This is a genomic window from Leisingera sp. MMG026 (assembly GCF_021654205.1).
Classification (GTDB): domain Bacteria; phylum Pseudomonadota; class Alphaproteobacteria; order Rhodobacterales; family Rhodobacteraceae; genus Leisingera.
Genome location: NZ_JAKFZM010000017.1, coordinates 89,089 through 107,432 on the forward strand (window position 1 = coordinate 89,089; position 18,344 = coordinate 107,432).

The 18,344-nt window shown below is 62.8% G+C and carries 14 protein-coding genes; 7 read left to right on the top strand and 7 right to left on the bottom strand.

Translation table 11 applies throughout. From position 1 onward, the window contains the following. Window positions 1-2: 2 nt before the first annotated feature. Both L1069_RS11450 and L1069_RS11455 read right to left on the bottom strand, forming a co-directional pair. A complete protein-coding gene (locus L1069_RS11450) occupies window positions 3-1,511 on the bottom strand; it encodes an FMN-binding glutamate synthase family protein (RefSeq protein WP_237455758.1) in 1,509 nt (502 codons plus the stop codon). Between the two features lie 363 nt (window positions 1,512-1,874). Continuing rightward, window positions 1,875-2,768, bottom strand: coding sequence for a LysR substrate-binding domain-containing protein (locus L1069_RS11455; RefSeq protein WP_237455759.1), 894 nt, complete (start codon window positions 2,766-2,768; stop codon window positions 1,875-1,877). A gap of 129 nt (window positions 2,769-2,897) precedes the next feature. On the opposite strand from L1069_RS11455, the gene speB reads away from it, so the two are divergent. Further along, window positions 2,898-3,863 carry an agmatinase gene (speB, locus tag L1069_RS11460; protein WP_237455760.1) on the top strand — a complete coding sequence of 322 codons (966 nt, stop codon included), beginning with the start codon at window positions 2,898-2,900 and terminating at the stop codon, window positions 3,861-3,863. Between the two features lie 93 nt (window positions 3,864-3,956). Here speB and L1069_RS11465 read toward each other — a convergent pair whose 3' ends face one another. The 5 genes from L1069_RS11465 to L1069_RS11485 form a co-directional block, all read right to left on the bottom strand. Then, window positions 3,957-4,628, bottom strand: coding sequence for a TetR/AcrR family transcriptional regulator (locus tag L1069_RS11465; protein ID WP_237455761.1), 672 nt, complete (start codon window positions 4,626-4,628; stop codon window positions 3,957-3,959). Between the two features lies 1 nt (window position 4,629). Continuing rightward, window positions 4,630-6,183 carry a trimethylamine methyltransferase family protein gene (locus L1069_RS11470; protein WP_237455762.1) on the bottom strand — a complete coding sequence of 518 codons (1,554 nt, stop codon included), beginning with the start codon at window positions 6,181-6,183 and terminating at the stop codon, window positions 4,630-4,632. Window positions 6,184-6,187: 4 nt separating this feature from the next. Next, entirely contained in the window at window positions 6,188-8,593 is a 2,406-nt protein-coding gene (locus L1069_RS11475) for an FAD-dependent oxidoreductase (RefSeq protein ID WP_237455763.1), read from the bottom strand. A 138-nt stretch (window positions 8,594-8,731) separates the two neighbouring features. Next, window positions 8,732-10,783 (bottom strand): pyridoxamine 5'-phosphate oxidase family protein, encoded by a 2,052-nt coding sequence (locus L1069_RS11480; protein ID WP_237455764.1) that lies wholly within the window; start codon window positions 10,781-10,783, stop codon window positions 8,732-8,734. Window positions 10,784-10,846: 63 nt separating this feature from the next. After that, the gene (locus L1069_RS11485) at window positions 10,847-11,467 is read right to left on the bottom strand and encodes a glutathione S-transferase (protein ID WP_237455765.1); all 621 of its coding nucleotides are present in this window, start codon (window positions 11,465-11,467) and stop codon (window positions 10,847-10,849) included. A 145-nt stretch (window positions 11,468-11,612) separates the two neighbouring features. Here L1069_RS11485 and L1069_RS11490 point away from each other — a divergent pair, with 145 nt between their 5' ends. The 6 genes from L1069_RS11490 to L1069_RS11515 all read left to right on the top strand — a co-directional run bounded on the left by L1069_RS11490 (window position 11,613) and on the right by L1069_RS11515 (window position 17,369). Beyond that, entirely contained in the window at window positions 11,613-12,500 is an 888-nt protein-coding gene (locus L1069_RS11490; protein WP_237455766.1) for a LysR family transcriptional regulator, read from the top strand. A gap of 324 nt (window positions 12,501-12,824) precedes the next feature. Further along, complete coding sequence (locus tag L1069_RS11495; RefSeq protein ID WP_237455767.1) at window positions 12,825-13,961, top strand: ABC transporter substrate-binding protein; 1,137 nt, start codon at window positions 12,825-12,827, stop codon at window positions 13,959-13,961. 67 nt (window positions 13,962-14,028) lie between these two features. Then, on the top strand, window positions 14,029-14,949 hold the full coding sequence (locus tag L1069_RS11500; RefSeq protein WP_129373018.1) for a branched-chain amino acid ABC transporter permease: 921 nt from the start codon (window positions 14,029-14,031) through the stop codon (window positions 14,947-14,949). Window positions 14,950-14,951: 2 nt separating this feature from the next. Beyond that, a complete protein-coding gene (locus L1069_RS11505; RefSeq protein ID WP_205877440.1) occupies window positions 14,952-15,935 on the top strand; it encodes a branched-chain amino acid ABC transporter permease in 984 nt (327 codons plus the stop codon). Beyond that, the gene (locus tag L1069_RS11510; protein WP_237455768.1) at window positions 15,928-16,683 is read left to right on the top strand and encodes an ABC transporter ATP-binding protein; all 756 of its coding nucleotides are present in this window, start codon (window positions 15,928-15,930) and stop codon (window positions 16,681-16,683) included. Before L1069_RS11505 ends, L1069_RS11510 begins: the two co-directional genes overlap by 8 nt. After that, complete coding sequence (locus L1069_RS11515; RefSeq protein WP_237455769.1) at window positions 16,680-17,369, top strand: ABC transporter ATP-binding protein; 690 nt, start codon at window positions 16,680-16,682, stop codon at window positions 17,367-17,369. The genes L1069_RS11510 and L1069_RS11515 overlap by 4 nt, the downstream gene beginning before the upstream one ends. Window positions 17,370-18,344 lie beyond the last annotated feature (975 nt).

Below are 18,344 nucleotides of genomic sequence, written 5' to 3' on the forward strand. Positions count from 1 at the left end.
AGTTACTCCGCTGCGTGTTTCTGTTCCGGCACCGGAAACAGCTCCTCCATCGAGACAGAGCGGCCGTTATCCATCACAATCCTGGCGTGATAGCGTTTCAGCAGCCGCGGTTCGGCAACGCCGCAGCTGTGGGCGAGAATGCCGACCTCCTTAACCATGTTTTTGGCGTAATAGGCGACGCGTTCGGATTTGCTGGCAGGATCCAGGCCGAACTGCAATTTGGGGTCATGGGTGGTGATGCCGGTGGGGCAGGTGTTCTTGTTGCATTGCAGCGCCTGGATGCAGCCAAGCGCAAACATGAAACCGCGTGCGGAATTGACGAAATCCGCCCCGGCGCAGAACGCCCAGGCAACCTCGGACGGGTTGATCAGCTTGCCGCTGGCGCAGACCTTGATGCGGCCGCGCAACCCGTAGCGGGTCAGGATGTCCACCGTCAGCGGCAGGCTTTCGCGCAGGGGCATGCCCATATTGTCGATCAGGCTCATCGGGGCGGCGCCGGTGCCGCCATCGGCGCTGTCGATGGTGATGAAGTCCGGCGCGCTTTCAACACCGCGCGACAGGATTTCCTGGCACAGCCCTTCGACAAACCCATAGGCGCCGACCACCGCCTTGAAGCCCACCGGCTTGCCGGTCACGTCGCGCAAATAGGCGATCATGTCCAGCAGATCGCCGACGCAGTCGACCTCGGGATGGCGGTTGGGGCTGATGGCGTCCTCGCCCGGGGTAAGGCCGCGGATGGCGGCGATTTCCTCGGTCACCTTGGCGCCGGGCAGGATGCCGCCCTTGCCCGGTTTGGCGCCCTGGCTGAGCTTGAGTTCGAACATACGCACGCAGTCATGCGCCGCGACCGCACGCAGCTTATCCTCGTCAAAGCCGCCCCCGGGCTTGCGCACGCCGAATTTACCGGTGCCGATCTGGAACACGATGTCGGCGCCGCCCTCCAGGTGATAGGGCGACAATCCGCCCTCGCCGGTGTTCAGCCAGATGCCCGCCTTTTTGGCGCCATGCGACAGCGCCCGCACGGCAGGAACGGAAATGGCGCCAAAGCTCATGCCGGAAATGTTGAAGATCGACGCGGTGGTATACGGCGTGCGGGCATAGGGCCCGATAGTGACAGCCGCTGGATCCCTGGCGTCCTGCTCCAGCGCCGGGAAGGGGCAGTTGGCGAAATAGACCGTGCCCGCCGGGCGCAGATCGCGGGTGGAGCCGAAGGCGACGGTGGAATCCACATTCTTGGCCGCGCGGTACGCCCAGGAGCGTTCGGCCCGGTTGAATGGCATCTCCTCGCGGTCCAGGGCAAAGAAATACTGCCGGAAAAACTCCCCCATATGTTCGAAGAAATAACGGAAACGGGCCACCACCGGGTAATTGCGGCGCAATGTGCTGTCGGTCTGGGTCTTGTCGCGGATGTAGATCACCACCAGCCACAAAACGCCGGCGCCGAAGGCAAAGATAAACGCATAAGACAGGAATTCGAGCAGCGCCAGTACGGTGCTGGATATCTGGGACATGTTTTCCGTCGCTCCTTCAGGGGCTTGGCGGTGCGGTTGGATCCGCGTGCCTGGCTTTTGTCGTTATAGAATGCGTCCTTGTACCGGGCATTGCATTCACGGGGTGATCACTTCCTTTGGAGCCGCAGAGACAGGCAGATTGCTGTCGCAAAGGAGAACGCGCGCTATTGCGCAATGGTTCCGCACGAAACGGCCAATACCCGGATAGTGCGGCAATGGGGGGAACCTTGTCCAGCCTGCGGGCGCGGCTGCTGCTGCTGGGCCAGATCCGAGGCGCCGGATCAAGTGGATGCCGAGCTGCACTTTGGCTCGGGCGGCTGGGCCGCGGCGGCGCGTCATGTGTCTGGCCCGGCCCTTCGGGCTTTACAGGGCCGCACTGCAGGCGTCGCGCATATCCTGGCCAAACAGTTCCACCGCGCGCCGCTGGACCTGACTGCGCCGGACGGCAAGCGAAAAGGCGGACTGCCAGCGCAACTGCGGGTGTGCCAGCTCCCGGAACCGGCCTGCCTTGACCCGGCTTTCCGCGAAATGCACCGGCAGCGGACCCAGATACTGCCCGGTCTCGATCAGCATCGCCATCGCTTCCATATTCGCGGCCAATGCAGTTGGATCCGGGCGGTCAAGACCGGGAGAGACAGGCCTGTCATATGAGCGCTGGCAGTGCGGATACCTGGCGATCTCCTGCGGGTTGATCAACGCATCCGGCGCAGTGAACAAAGGGTGGTCCCGGCCGCAATAAAGCCGGTGCTCTTCGCGGCACAGCGGCTCATAGGACAGGTCCGTGACCTGGTTGCGAAACGGCGCAATGGCCAGATTCAGCGCGCCTGATATCAGCTGCTGGGTCAATCCAGCAGGAGAGGCGACAACGATTTCCAGCCGCACCTCGTTCGGGCGGGCCAGAAAACGCCGCAGGGCCTGGGCCAGATTGAGGCCGGGCAGGCTGCTCACGGCATCGACCACGCCGATGCGCAGATCGCCGGTGACCGCATCGCGCAGTTCCAGCAGTTCGGCGTCGAAATCGCGGGCGCTGCGCAGGATGCTGCGGGCCTTCTGATAGGCGATGGCGCCGCGTTCCGTCAGCCGGAACCCGCCGCGGCCGCGCTCGCACACCCGGTAGCCGAGCGCGGTTTCCAGATCGCGGATGCGGATGCTGATGGCGGATTGGGTGATCCCCAACGCATATTGCGCATCGGAGAACCCGCCGCAGTCGGTCACGGTGACAAAAGTTTCCAGCAGCGTGTTGCGCAGCAGTTTCACGTGCCTGTTCCTCCCCGGCGGTCCTGCAGGCATTGCATGATAGTCTTTCATGTGAAGATAAACAGCATAATATTTTTTCATACAGTGATCTGTGCTGAGGTGCCGCCGGACCCGCAAATGGAGACACATATGTCTGGACACGGTTACGAAGCCGGCCGCCTGAACCTGCCCTTTGTCGGCATCGCCACCTTCGGCAAGAAACCCTATGTCGAGGATTGGGACAGCATAAACGCTGACGTCGCCATCCTTGGCGCGCCGTTTGATTCCGGCTGCCAGTTCCGCCCGGGCGCGCGTTTCGGCCCGCGCGCAGTGCGCGAGGCCTCGACGCTGTTCAGCTTCGGCCATGCCGGCGCTTACGACCACGAAGATGACGCCACCTACCTGGGCGAAGATGTGCGGATCGTCGATCTGGGCGATGCTGACATCATCCACACCAAGACTGAGGAAAGCCACGCCAATATCGAATACGGCGTGAAGAAGATCCTGGCGGCCGGCGCCTTGCCCGTCACGATCGGCGGCGATCATTCGATCAACATTCCCTGCATCAGCGCCTACGCCGCAGACTGCGCCGGAAATGGCCCGATCCATGTGGTGCAGATCGACGCGCATCTGGATTTTGTCGATGTACGTCATGGGGTTACGGACGGGCACGGCAACCCGATGCGCCGTGCGATCGAAAAGGATTATGTCTCCGGCATGACCCAGCTGGGCATTCGCAATGTGTCCTCCACCGCCCGCGAAGGGTATACTGACGCACGGGCGCGCGGCTCGGACATTCTGTCGGTTCGCCAGGTGCGCAAGCTGGGGACGGATGCGGTGCTGGCGCGCATCCCCGAAGGTGCCCGCTATTACGTCACCATTGACATCGACGCCTTCTGTCCGTCGATCGCGCCGGGCACCGGCACGCCAAGCCATGGCGGTTTCCAGTATTACGACGTGCTGGAGATCCTGCAGGGTCTCAGCAAACGCGGCGATGTTGCCGGTATCGACCTGGTGGAAGTGGCCCCAGCCTATGACCCTTCGGAAAGCACTCAGATTCTGGCCGCACAGCTCTTGTTGAATTTCATCGGCTTCATCTTCCACAACCGGCGCTGAGATTGCAGGCGCTGCTTCTTTCTGGCCGGAAATACCCCGGGGAGCGCGAGGGGCCGGCCCCTCGCTCCTGCCATTGCCGCAGGCGCCGGGGTGTCAGGGGGCCATCTTACCCTCGGCAAAGGCCCGGGCGGCTGCGACCGCCTCCGGATCAGGCTCTGCCCCGGTGAATCCCAGCAGATACCCTTCCAGCCGCGCGGTGCGGGCCTGCATCGGTTCGCGCACCTCCAGCGCGTGGTAGCCGCATTGCATGAAATACAGGATCCGGGCGCGGGAATCGGCCTCATACGGCGCATACCCGTGGCGCATGAACATGGCGGTGACCGCCTCCAGCCGCAGCGCATCCGCCGCATCGATCCGGTTACGCACGTTGCCGTCGCGCCGCGACCATTCGCGGACCGCAAAGTCCAGCGACGCGTCGAACAGCTCCGGATCGACAAAACAGCGGAAGAAATTGCAGACCGCCCAGGAAATATTGCCGGCCGGCAATTCGCAATGGGTAAGGATCGGATCGGTGTTGCGGGTCTCCCAATCGTCCAGCAGCGCCTCCAGCAGGTGCTTGCGGCTTTTGAAATACCAGTAGAAGCTGGAGCGCGAGACCCCCAGCCGCTCACCGATGGCCAGCACCTTGACCCCCGCCACCCCGTCGCTGATCAGCAGGTCGCGGGCCACGTTCAGCCAGTCCTCGGGCGTCACTTTGACATGGCCGCTTAGGGGTTCCTTGTCCGGGTTATCCCGGTGCAGCACCGGGGCGGCGCGTTTGGCCATGTCAGCTCTCCGGCGGTGCGCCGCCCTGGGCGGTGCGCTTGGCGATGAAGCTTTTCAAAGCCTCAACGCGGGTGTCGTCAGTCTTGGGCCGGTTATCATGGGCCAGGATGTCCTTCCAGACCCGGGTTGCGCGTTGGTTGGCGTCCAATGCCCCGCGCTCGCTCCAGGTGCCGAAATTGGCATAGTCATGCACCACGGGTTCGTAGAATTCTGTATTATAGCGCGCCATGGTCTGGGGAGTGGCAAAGAAATGGCCGCTTGGCTCCACCTCTTTGATCGCAGTGCCGTAGCCGATTTCGTCCGTTCCGGCCTGGGCGCCTGCGCAAAGCTCGGCAATCATGTTGAGGACTTCGGCGTCGGTTATCAGTTTCTCGTAGGAGACCGAAAGCCCGCCTTCGAGCCAGCCGGCCGAGTGGATGATCACGGTGGCACCCGCCATCAGACAGCCCCAGAGCCCCATCTGGTTTTCATTGGCCGCCTGCACGTCGTTGCAGTTTGACGCGGACCCTGCGGCAGAGCGCCATGGAAGCCCGAGGTGCCGCGCCAGCTGGCCTGCCGCCAAGGACGCCTGGAAATGCGACGGGGTGCCGAACGCAGGCGCGCCTGATTTCATGTCCACGTTGGAGGTAAAGGTGCCATAACAGACCGGCGCGCCGGGGTTGGTCAGCTGGGTCAGGGTCAGGGCCGCCAGCACCTCGGCATGGCTGAGGGTGATGGCGCCCGCGACGGTGATCGGCGCCATGGCCCCCATCAGGGTGAACGGCGTGATGATCGAAACCTGGCTGTGCCGTGCAAAGTCGATCAGCCCCTGCGCCATCGGAATGTCCAGCGTGCGCGGGCTGTTGGTGTTTATGATGGTGTAGCAGCGCGGCTCAGACCGGAATTCCGCATCCGACAGCCCGCGGAAATCGCGGATCATCTCGAAACAATCCATCACCTGCGGCGTCCCGCGTGAGAAGATGAAGGGGAACTTGTCGGTGCGCGTCATCTGTGCCTCGGTGGTGAAATAGTGGCGCAGATGCATCGGCACGTCCTGCGGCTCCACCTGGGGGGAGATCATGTGAAAGACGTCGAAGTGATGGGTAAGCTGCAGATATTCCAGGTAATCCTGCGCTGATCCGGGGCGGCGTCCGCGCTCCAGATCGGTGGCATTGGGCGCGCCTGCACCGGCCTGAAACACCAGGCTGCCCAGCTCCAGCGTGATGTCGCGCTCCCGCGCCCCGGCCCGGCAGATGATTGAGCGGGGCGCGGTGGCCAGCGCCGCCTCGATGATGTCGCGGCCGATATAGACCATCTGGCTGTCTTCATCGACGCGGGCACCGCCCTTGGCATAGATCCGGCGCGCCTCGGGCAACAGCACCTTCATGCCCAGTTCCTCGAGCATCTTCAGCGCGGTTTCGTGCATGTCCGCGATCTGATGCTCCGGGAATACCTCCATCAGCGGAAATGGGTTTTTCAGCTGGCGGTAATTCACATTGCGCTGCGGCGCGGCCCCGGCTGCGGTTTTGCGGGTCCGGCGGCGCCCGCGGGTATTGCCTTCGTTCTCAAGGGTCATCGGGTCAGCCTCTCATCGCTGTGCCGGAGGGGTCGTAGGGGGAAGGGGCAATCACCCGGGCGGCGCGTTCCTGGCCGACGATGTGCAGGGTCAAGTCAGTGCCTTCCGCCGCCGCATCGCGGTCCACCATTGCCATTGCCAGCGATTTTCCGGTGCTGTGGCCATGGCCGCCGGAGGTGACAAATCCGACGCGTTTGCCGTTCCGCCAAACCGGTTCGTAACCGCTGGCGTCTGCGTCCGTCGCCTCGACTTCCAGCGTCACAACGACCTGTGCGGGGCCACCTGCCTCGCGTTCCTTCTGCGCGGCCTCGCGGCCGATGAAGTCCTTGTGCCAGTCGATCCAGCGGTCCATGCCGGTCTGCGCGGCGGTGTAGCCTTGGGTGAATTCGGCGCTCCAGATGCCAAAGCTTTTCTCCAGCCGCAGGCTAAGCAGCGCGTTGAAACCGACTTCGCGCAGCCCCAGGTCCGCGCCAGCCGTCAGCAGGGTCTCGCGCAGGGTGATGTGCTCGGCAGCGGAGCAGTGGAGCTCATAGCCCAGTTCACCCGCGACCGAGAGGCGGCCAACCTTGAGACGCAGCATGCCGATGTCGAAGGTGCCGCAGCCCATGAACGGCAGGTCGGCGATGGGGGCGTCTGTCAGTTTTTCCAAGACTTTGCGGCTGTTTGGCCCCGACAGGCTGAAGCCGGTGACGGCATCGGTCACGTCGCGGATTTCGACCCCTTCGCCCATGTGATCCTGGAACCAGCGCATGTGCCATTCGCGCAGGTAGTAGCTGCCCATGATCCACCATGTTCCGCCGCCCCAGTTGAACACCGTGAGGTCGCCCTTGAGGCGGCCGTCGGGCGACAGCATCGGCGCCAGTTTGGCGCGGCCCGGCTTGGGCAGTTTCGAGGCCATGATGCGGTTGAGCCAGGCCTCGGCGCCCGTACCCGAGACCTCGAAACGGGAGAAGGCGGAGATGTCCAACAGTCCCACGGCCTCGCGCACCGCCTTGCATTCCTGGGCGACGATGCCGAAGGCATTGGAGCGTTTCAGGGTCGGGGTTTCGGTGAAGTCTTCCGACGGAGCAAAGTACAGCGGGATTTCCAGCCCGTAGCTGGCGCCCCAGCGGCAGCCTGCGCGGGTCATGTCCGAATAGGCGGGGGCCTTCTTCAGCGGGCGGCCTGCGGGCAATTGCTCGTTCGGGTAGGTCATCACGAAGCGGCGGGTGTAGAACTGGCCGGTGGTCTCCTTGATGAACCGCTTGTTCTGGGCGTAGTCGCCGAATCGCGCCACATCCATGCCGAACACATCGGCCTCCGGCTCGCCATGGATCATCCACTCAGCCAGCGATTTGCCGACGCCGCCGCCCTGCAGGAAGCCCGCCATCACGCCGCAGGCGCACCAGTAGCCGGGCTTGCCGCGCACCGGGCCGACCAGCGGGTTGCCGTCGGGGGCAAAGGTGAAGGCGCCGTTGACCCAGGTTTTGACGCCGGTGGTTTGCAGCGCCGGGTAGCGCTCAAACCCCAGCGTCAGCTCACGTTCAATCCGGTCAGGGTCTTCCTGCTGCAGCTCAAAGCCATACTCCCAAGGCGCGCCGTCCATCATCCAATGCTGATGGTCGATCTCGTAAATACCCAGCAGAATGCCCTTCTGATCCTGCCGCATATAGGTGAAACCTTCGAGGTCGACGGTCATCGGCACCTCGAAATCGAGCTGTTCCAGTGCGGGAATGGTGTCGGAGATCAGATAGTGGTGGTTCAGCGGCGAGACCGGCAGGTCTACGCCCGCCATGCGCCCCACCTGTTTGGCCCAAAGACCGGCGGCGTTGACCACATGTTCGGCGTGAATGGTGCCTTTTTCGGTGACGATCTGCCAGCCATCGTCCACCTGATGCAGTTCCAGCACCCGGTTGTTCTCAATCACTTCCGCGCCGCGTTTCTTGGCAGCACCCGCATAGGCGTGCACGGTGCCGGTGGTGTCCACGTACCCCTCGCGGTCGGCCCACATGCCGCCGAGGATGCCTTCGGTGGACATGATCGGACACAGCTCACCCGCCTCTTGCGGGGTGATCAGGCGGCAATCGTCAATGCCGATGGATTGGAAGGTGCGGTAGGCCGATTGCAGCCATTCCCAGCGGTCCGGGGTGCCTGCCAGGGTCATGCCGCCGGTCATATGCATGCCGACGGATTGGCCGGATTCCTGTTCGATCTCGGACAACAGGTCAATTGTGTAGGCCTGCAACGAGGCGATGTTCGGGTCGGCGTTCAACGCATGAAACCCGCCCGCGGCGTGCCAGCTGGACCCGGCGGTCAGCACCGAACGCTCGATCAGGCAAACGTCGGTCCAGCCGAATTTCGCCAGGTGATAAAGGACCGAGGCGCCGACAACGCCGCCCCCGATAACAACGGCACGATAGTGCGATTTCATGGGCTTGCTCCTTGTCTGCTGCCGCGGGGCCGGGCCCCCCCGAATCCGCCTTTTGGACATTCCTGTCCAATTGATCGGCGATCCTGGACAGTCTTGTCCAGAGAAATCGTGCGCAGCGGGGTCAGGAGCGGGGCCGGGTCACAAATCCAGTTCGATTGCACCAGTGGCAGGGACGGCACAGCAGATCAGAGCTTCACCCTCCACAGGTTCGGCAGAAGGCGGGGTTCGGTAGGCGAGCTTGCCTGCCTGCAGCCGGGTGCTGCAGCTGCCGCACTTGCCGGATCGGCAGCTGAATTCGGGCGTCAGGCCATGGTTTTCAGCCAGTTCCAGCAGGGTGCCGTCTGCAGGGGTCCATGGTTGTTCAAATCCGGATCTGGTGAAGCGGACAATGGCGGTTTCCGTTTCTGGCACGGTTTCAGGGACAGGCGGGGCATCTGCAGTGCGCGCCAAGGCGGACGGCCCGAACGCCTCGGCGTGGATGTCCGCGTCATCAACCCCAAGACTGAGGAGGCCGTCATAGGCGGCTTGCATAAACCCGCCGGGACCGCAGAGATAGATATCAGCCCCTTCCTGCGGCAGCAGCTGTTGCAAAACTTCAGCATTGACCCGGCCTTCCAGATCGAAATCCCGGCCCTCGGTTTCGCCCTTTGCAGGCGTGCTGATCAGGGAGAAATAGGGGATCTGCCCGCCAGAGGCCTGCTCTAATGCACGGAATTCGCGGGCAAAAGCGCGCTCCTGCACTGTGCGGGCCGCGTGCAGGATGGTGAGCGGGCGCAGATGCCGGGTGCGCAGCCCCTCGCGGAGAACATGCCGGGCCATGGCGATCATCGGGGTGATCCCAACGCCGCCTGCGACCAAAAGTGCAGGACGCCGGTCTGAGGCATCCAGAAAGAACGCGCCCCGCGGGGCTTTGGCCTCAATCACCGAACCCGGCTGCAGGGCGTCATGCAGCAGGCGGGACACGGTGCCGTTCTCCTCGCGTTTGACCGAGATACGATAGGGGCCTTCGCCTGGTGCAGAAGACACGGTGTAAGTCCGCAACAGCGGTTTTTGAGCGCCGGGCGGCGTGGCGCGGAGGGTCAGGAACTGGCCAGCCTCAAACGGCAGCAGCGGGCCGCCATCCTCCGGTTGCAGGTAAAAGGAGCGGATTGAGGTGCTTTCCTGTTCGACACGCGCAATCCGGAAGCGGCGCCAGGTGCTGCGCTGTGTTTCCAGGGTTTTGCGGGCCTCGGCCTCGGCCCAGGTATCCGTCAAACCTGAGTTGGGTGAAAAATCACCGCGTTCGGCGCGGAAGGGCAGAGCGCCCTCCAGCCAGACGCCTTGGCGCAGGGTGAAGCGCCAGCCGCGCTCGGCGCCGTGAAAGGCGGTGACATCCGGGTGGTCTTCGCCCAGCAGTTCAACCGTGCCGGTCAGCAGCAGCAGGCTGCCGGTGGTAAAATCCGCAAACGCCAGGCCCGCGCGCGGGTTCAGCAGGAAGTTTCCCAGCGTGTTGAAATGGTTGTTGCCGGGAAAGTCGGGGATGGTGAGGGTGTTGCCGTCGATGCGGACAAAGCCGGGCCGCCCGCCCCGGTGCGAGACATCGACGCCTTCGCGTTCAGGGTGATCCGCTGCAGGCACATGGCTGGCGGCAAAGAACATGTCGGCATCGGAAATCAGCGCAGTATGGGCGCTGTCAAAACTGTCAAAGCGCTGCGGCTTGGCAGGCGGCTGCGGCTCTGCCGGCTTCAAGTCCCGCAGCTGGATGTATTGCGGGCAATTGCCAAAGGACTGATCGACCCGCAGGGTAAACCCGTTGCGCGCGGCAGCAATGACCCGGCCGTTGACCCGGTTGCGGCGGCGGCTGTGCAGCTCGATCCCCAACAGCCCCAAGGGAGCACCTTTGCGGATGGCGGCATGGACAGGATCCCCTGTGCCGCCGCTCAGCGAAACATGCAGATGCCGCGCATCCGGCGTTGCGGCAAAGCCGGGCGGGCCGCTCAGCAGACTTGCCCAGGGCCAGCCCTGATGATCCACCGCGCCTGCCGCAAGGAACGGCAGCTGCGCATAAAATTTCCGGTGCTGATCGGGCATAAAGGGGCGGATCACCCGGCGGGCGAAGGCTTCCATTGCGTCGCGCTTGCCCGCTCGGCGCTGCATTTCCTGCTCGCCCTCATGAAAGGGAGAGGGGCTGTCTGCGTCAAAGGGAGTCATGGAAACCTCCTGTTTGCTGAAAGAAAGAGGCGGCAGCCGCCAAAGGAGCCGCCGCGCAAGGGGTCAGGCCGCGAGGCCAACCTTGGTGGCGGGCATCGGCTTGAAACCTTTCAGACCTTCGATGCGGGCCAGATGGGCGCGCACATTCGGGTAGGGTTCCAGCGAGATACCGCCCTCGGGCGCGTGTGCCACATAAGAGTAGACCGCCACGTCGGCGATTGTGGGGGCGTCGCCGGCCAGGAAGCTGCGGCCTTCCATATGGGCATCGATCTTGCCCAGCACACGGGCGGCGACGGTGGCGCAGAACTCCGCGTCCAGGGCTGCGTTGAAGACGGTGATCAGCCGCGCTGCAGCGGGTCCAAAGGCAATTTCGCCCGCGGCCAAGGTCAGGAACTTCTGCACTTCCGCTTCCAGAACCGGATCGGACGGCAGCCAGGACGGCGCGTATTTGCGGGCGAGATAGACCAGAATGGCGTTGGAATCGGTGATGACGGTGCTGCCGTCCTCAATCACCGGGACCTGGCCGGCAGGGTTCAGCGCCAGGAAGGCGGGCTGCTTGTGTTCGCCGCCTGCGAGGTCGACGTTGATCACCTCGTGGGCGATGCCGGCAAGATTGGCGAACAGCTCCACCCGGTGGGCGTGGCCGGAGAGGGGGAAGCTGTGAATGCGGATGGAATGCGACATGTTTCGGGGTCCTTTTCTGTGGCATGTGCCATGAGGTGTTGAAGACACAGGCAAGATAGCGGCCGCAGGCATAGGCGATAATATTCTCTTTTGGCGATTGATTGTGTATGCAGGGTTCATAAAACGCCGCGCCGGGGGAGACGTGATGGACAAATTGGACTGCATGCGCACCTTTGCGGCGGTTGCGGCGCAAAGCTCCTTTACCAGCGGTGCCTTGCAGCTGGGGATCAGCACCAAACTGGCCAGCAAATATGTCGCCCGGCTGGAGGAGCAGCTGGGTGCACAGCTGCTGAACCGCACCACCCGCAAGGTGACGCTGACCGACACGGGCCGCGCCTATCTGGAGCGCTGCCTGCCGCTGCTGGATCAGTTCGACGAGCTGGAGGATGTGGTGCAGCTGCGCCAGCAAGAGCTGGCAGGCCCGGTCCGGATCACCGCCCCCACCGGCTTTGGCAGCCGCGAGCTGGTCGAAGCGCTGCAGCCGTTCCAGCAGATGCACCCCAAAGTGACGGTTGAGCTGGTTCTGTCCGACCGCCATCTGCCTATCTTGGAGGAGGGGGTGGATCTGGCGGTCCGTTTTGGAACCCTCAAGGGTTCGACGCTGGTGGCCCGAAAACTCTGCGCCATGCGGCTGGTGGTGGTGGCGTCGCCGGCCAATCTGGCGGCACAGGGCACCCCCGCCGAACCTGAAACACTGGCCACCCACAACTGCCTGCTGCAGATGACCTCGCCGCAGCCGGATGCCTGGACCTTTGGCCGCAAGGACCGGCAGCGTACCATAATTGTCGGCGGCAGCTTTCGCGCCAATTCACCGCGTGCGGTGGCCCATATGGCGTCCAGCGGCCTGGGGATTGCCCGTTGCCCGCACTATACTGCACTGCCGTTTCTGCAGGACGGCAGACTGCAAGTGCTGTTCGAAAAACAGGAAACCGACCCGATCACGCTCTACGCTGTTTACCCGCCCAGCCGCCATCTGACGGCGCGGATCCGCGCCTTGATCGACCATTTGGCGGCCTACTTTGGACCGGGCTGACCTAGGCGCGCAGCACGGTCCTGCCGGCCCTTCTTCATCTTTCACGAAATACTCCGGGGAGCGCGAGGGGCTGGCCCCTCGCAGCCCGGGTCCGGTTTTCGGAACGGTTCCCGACCGGCAGGACAACATTGTTGCCCTATATATTTTATACTTGAAATAAATCTTCAAGCCTGCGTAGGCTCGTATCAAGGGCTGGCGGAAGATCAGCCGGGGAGATGCAGGCTGCAGCGGGTCTTGGCTTCTGCCGGGGCGGCGTTAAAGTCGCAAGCATTTGATCCAAAACCCTGGCTTCGGTCCAGGGTATGTTCTGGGAGGAAAGACGTAATGAAGACCATTCGGATGCTCGCCATGGCAGCAGCAGTCCCGGCGCTGGCGGCTGCGGCCCAGGCTGACACCAAGATCGGCATGATCACCACATTGTCCGGCGGCGGCGCGGGGCTGGGTGTGGACGTGCGCGACGGCTTTATGCTGGCAATCGAACAGGACGGCCGCGACGGTGTCGAGGTGGTGATCGAGGACGATCAGCGCAAACCCGATGCCGCGGTGCAGATCGCTGACCGGATGATCCAGTCCGAAAAGGTGGATATCCTGACCGGCATCATCTGGTCCAACCTGGCGATGGCGGTGGTGCCCGCTGCCACTGCGCAGGGTGTGTTCTACCTGTCGCCGAACGCCGGACCGTCGGCGCTGGCGGGCAAGCGCTGCCATCCGAACTACTTCAACGTCGCCTGGCAGAACGACAACCTGCACGAGGCCGCGGGTGCCTATGCCAATGAGGCAGATCTGAAAAACAGCTTCATTCTGGCGCCGAACTACCCGGCGGGCAAGGACGCGCTGACCGGCTACAAACGGATGTACGGCGGTGAACTGGCCGGTGAGATTTATACCAAGCTGGGTCAGACCGACTATGCTGCTGAGATCGCGCAGATCCGCGCCTCCGGTGCCGACTCGGTCTATTTCTTCCTGCCCGGCGGCATGGGGATTTCCTTCCTGAAACAATACGCTGGCAGCGGTGTGGACCTGCCGGTGGTTGGTCCTGCGTTCTCGTTTGATCAGGGCATCCTGCAGGCGGTGGGCGACGCCGCGCTGGGGGTCAAAAACACCTCGCAGTGGAACAAGGACATCGACAACGCGGCCAATGCCGGTTTTGTCGCGACTTTTCAGGAAAAATACGGCCGTCTGCCCTCGCTTTATGCCAGCCAGGGCTTTGATACCGCCAACCTGATCCTGAGCGCATTGAACAAGGCTGAGGCCTCCGATGCGGATGCCTTCCGCGCAGCACTGAAGGCGGCAGAGTTCGCATCGGTCCGCGGCGATTTCAAATTCGGTGACAACCATCACCCGGTGCAGGACATCTATGTCCGCGAAGTGATCAAGGAAGGTGATGTCTTTACCAACAAGATCATCGCCACCGGGCTGAGCGACCACGCCGACGCTTACGCCGGCGAGTGCAAGATGTAAGACAGACCGTCAAGCGGAGGCGCTACAGCGCCTCCGCCGCGGCAAAACTACCCCTTCGGAAATTCAAATGACCTATATTCTAGTTCTGGAGCAGATCCTGAACGGGCTGCAGTTCGGCGTCATGCTGTTTCTGATGGCCGCCGGGCTGACGCTGGTGTTCGGGGTGATGGGGCTGATCAATCTGGCCCATGGTTCGCTTTACATGGTGGGCGCCTTTGCAGCTGCCGCGGTGGCGGGCTGGACCGGCTCGTTCCTGCTGGCGCTGATCGCCAGCCTTGCCGCTGCGGCCGCAGCCGGGGCGCTGATGGAGCTGGTGGTGATCCGCCGCCTGTACCGGCGCGACCATCTGGATCAGGTGCTGGCGACATTTGCGCTGATCCTGATCTTTTCCGAAGGCACCCGCTGGCTGTTCGGATCTTTCCCGCTGTTTCTGGATGTTCCGTCTTATCTGTCGGGGCCGGTTACCCTGCCGGGCGGCATTGAATACCCGCTGTACCGGCTGGCGATCATCCTGATTGGGCTGGCCATCGCCGCGGGCCTGTTCCTGCTGATCGCCCGCACGCGAATTGGCATCCAGATCCGCGCAGGCGAAGCCGACCGCGAGATGATTGCCGCCCTTGGTGTCGATATCTCCAAACTCTACACGCTGGTGTTTGCCCTTGGCGCCGCACTGGCCGGTCTGGCCGGCGCGCTGGTGGGCGCGATCCAATCGGTGCAGGTCGGCATGGGCGAGCCGGTGCTGATCCTGGCCTTTGTGGTGATCGTCATCGGCGGTATCGGTTCGATCAAGGGCGCATTGGCCGGCGCGCTGCTGGTGGGGATGACCGACACGCTGGGCGGGGTGTTCCTGCCGCGGCTTTTCACCCTGTTCATGGAGCCTGCCAGTGCGGCCTCGGCGGGTGCGTCGCTGGCCTCGATGCTGATCTACATTCTGATGGCGGCGGTTCTGCTGGTGCGCCCCTCGGGCCTTTATGGAGGGAGCGCATGATGCTGACCCGCGAAACCCTGCTGAACTGGGCAATGATTGCGGCGCTGCTGATTGTGCCGCTGGCAGCGTGGAGCCTGGATGAGCCGTTCATCATCACCCTGGCAACCAAGGCTGCGATCCTGGCGCTGGCCGGGGTGGGGCTGAACATCGCGCTGGGGCAGGGCGGGCTGATCAGCCTGGGCCATGCGGCGTTTTTCGGCATTGGCGGCTATGCCATGGGCATCCTTGCCGCCCATGCGCAGAACTATGAGCCGCTGTTTGACTGGCCGTTCCTGTTTGAAGGCAGCAACCAGATGCCGCTGATCTGGCTGGTGGCGGTGGTGTTCAGCGCGCTTGCGGCGCTGGTGATCGGCGCACTGTCTTTGCGCACTTCGGGCGTCTATTTCATCATGATCACCTTGGCGTTCGGCCAGATGCTGTATTACTTCGCGATCAGCTGGAGCGCCTATGGCGGCGAGGACGGGCTGTCGATCTGGGTCAGGAATGACTTCCCGGGCCTGAACACATTGGACCCGATCCAGTTCTTTGCCATTGCCTATGTGATCCTGTGCGGCGCGCTGTTTTTTGCCGCCCGGCTTGCGCGCTCACCCTTTGGGCTGGCACTGGCCGCCGCGCGCCAGAACGAGGACCGGGTGGAGGCAGTGGGCCTCACGCCCTTTACCCTGCGGCTGACCGCCTTTGTGATTTCCGGTGCTGTCACCGGGCTGGCAGGGGCGCTGTTTGCCGATCTGAACCGGTTCGTCAGCCCCACCATGCTCAGCTGGCACACCAGCGGCGAGATCATGATTTTTGTGATCCTTGGCGGTGTCGGGCGGCTGTACGGTCCGGTGGCGGGCGCTGCGCTGTACATCCTCTTGGAGCATCTTCTGGGCGGGATCAGCGATTACTGGCAGATCTTCCTGGGCGTTTTGCTGCTTCTGATCGTGCTGTTTGCCCGCGGCGGGCTGATCGGAGCCATTGCCGGACGGGAGAAGGCGCATGGCTGAAACGGTTCTGAAAACCAGGTGCCTGAACAAGAGCTTTGGCGCGCTGCAGGCGAGCCGCGATGTGTCGCTGGACCTGCGGGCGGGCGAAATCCACGCGCTGATCGGCCCCAATGGCGCGGGAAAGTCCACCCTGATCAAGCAAATTGCGGGCAACCTGCAGCCCGACAGCGGCGCGGTGGAGCTGCTGGGGCGGGATGTGACTGCGCTGAATACCGTTGCGCGGGCGCGGATGGGGCTGGGGCGGACGTTCCAGATCTCGGCGCTGGCGATGGACTACAGCGTCCTGCAGAACGCTGTGCTGGGCGCTTTGGGGGGCAGGGGCGGTCCGTTCCGGTTCTTTCGCAACGTGATGAAGGATCCGGAGCTTCTGGAGCAGGCAGGCGACGCGCTGGAGCGGGTCGGGCTGGTACAGGACGCGCATCGCCGCACTGCCGACCTGTCGCACGGCCAGCGCCGCCAGTTGGAGGTCGCCGTGGCGCTGACGCTGCAGCCAAAATTGTTCCTGATGGATGAGCCGATGGCCGGGCTTGGGTCCGCAGGCTCCAAGGCGCTGACCGGCTTCCTTGACGGCTTGCGGCAGGAGGCGCCGATCCTTTTGGTGGAACACGACATGGACGCGGTTTTTACCTTGGCCGACCGGATCAGCGTGCTGGTTTACGGCCAGATCATCGCAACCGGCACCGCCGATGACATCCGCGCCAATGCCGATGTGCGCCGTGCCTATCTGGGAGAGGAGGACGCCGCATGAGCCTGCTGTCTTTACAAGGGGTTGAAGCCGCCTACGGCCCGGCGCAGGCGCTGTTCGGGGTCGATCTGGAACTCGCCGAGGGCGAAGTGGTGGCGTTGATGGGCCGCAACGGCATGGGCAAATCCACCACCATCAAGACAATTTGCGGCATGCTTGCAGCCACCAAGGGAGAGCTGCGGTTTGACGGCCACGACCTGCGCCGGCTGCCCTCATACAAGATTGCCCGGCTGGGTATCGGGCTGGTGCCCGAAGGACGGCGCTGCTTTGCGCCGCTGACGGTTGAGGAAAACCTGACGGCTGCAGCACGCCCTGGCCCGTGGGATTTCAAGAAAGCAGCAGAGCTGTTTCCGCGGCTGGAGGAACGGCGAAGCCAGAAAGCCGGATCGTTGTCGGGCGGCGAGCAGCAGATGCTGACCATAAGCCGCGCCCTGATGACCAACCCGCGTCTGCTGATCCTGGACGAGGCAACCGAAGGTTTGGCGCCTGTGGTCCGGCAGGAGATCTGGGCCGCGATTGGGCGCCTCAAGCGTGAGGCGGGGCTGGCCATTCTGGTGGTGGACAAGTCGCTGAAGGAGCTGTCGGCTATTGCAGACCGTGCGGTGATCCTGAACAAGGGCAGCAATGCTTGGGGCGGTGGCATCGGCGAACTGCCGGCAGAAGTGGCGGACCGGTTTCTAGGGGTTTAGATTGTAAACCCCATTCAGAAATGCCACTGGCCGCGCAAAGCAGGACTGTCACCGCATAGCGCAACAGGAACAAGGCTTGGCAGCCCGGAGACCTCAAATACCGAAGGGCTGAAAAGCCTTGCGGGTGAAAAGTGACGCGGTGGTATGCATTCAATCTCGAATTGCTGGCTTGAGCTCAAATTGGATGGCCTCAGGATATGGGCATATGTTAGCTTCGAAAGCTGTGATGCAACGAGCAGGTAGATGACTGTGCGACTTCTTCAGGTTTGGTCAGTTAGTTTGCTGTTTTTCCTGGCTGGCCTTGCCTTTTCGCCTGCGTATGGAGAGCAAAACTCTCCGAACGAAACCGTCATCAGGTGCTACTTAAAGGGCTCAGAAGGTGAAGAGGTTCACGCAGTTCTTAGAACCATCGGAGAGGATATTAAGCTAAAAATCAATGAGTTGGAGATCCACAGAGTAACCCCTCTCTGGGGCCATAGTCATTCTCCGAGCATTGCTGTTTCGAGTAATATGGGTACTAGAGGTGTGTATACTCTAGCCATTCATAGAAACTTTTTCCGACCGCACCCTATAGGGTTTGATCCAGACAATCCTCCAGCCACTCTGACGGTGCAACAAGCCGATGACGACGTTATCCCTACAGTTAAGTCGTTCCAAGGAACTTGCAGTTTCGACTAAATCTGAGAAGTCCGCGTTGCCGTCATTCGCTTGCCGGTCACCGCCTCCGACAATTCCTTTTTACGAGGCCTGGGCTTATACCCCATCTTCTCGGAATTGGTCCGCACCTTGGGCTTTGGCGGTGCTTTCTCCTGCATCTCTTTGACAAGGGCCAGACGGCAGCATGAGTGACCCGCTGATCCATATCAAAGACCCTGTAGGGCAGGGTCGGCCTTTCCAGCTAACCTCAAACCGGCCATCGGTATCCACGTATTTGCCGACCAAAGCGCGTTAAAGCTCGTTCGCTTCCAGGTCCAG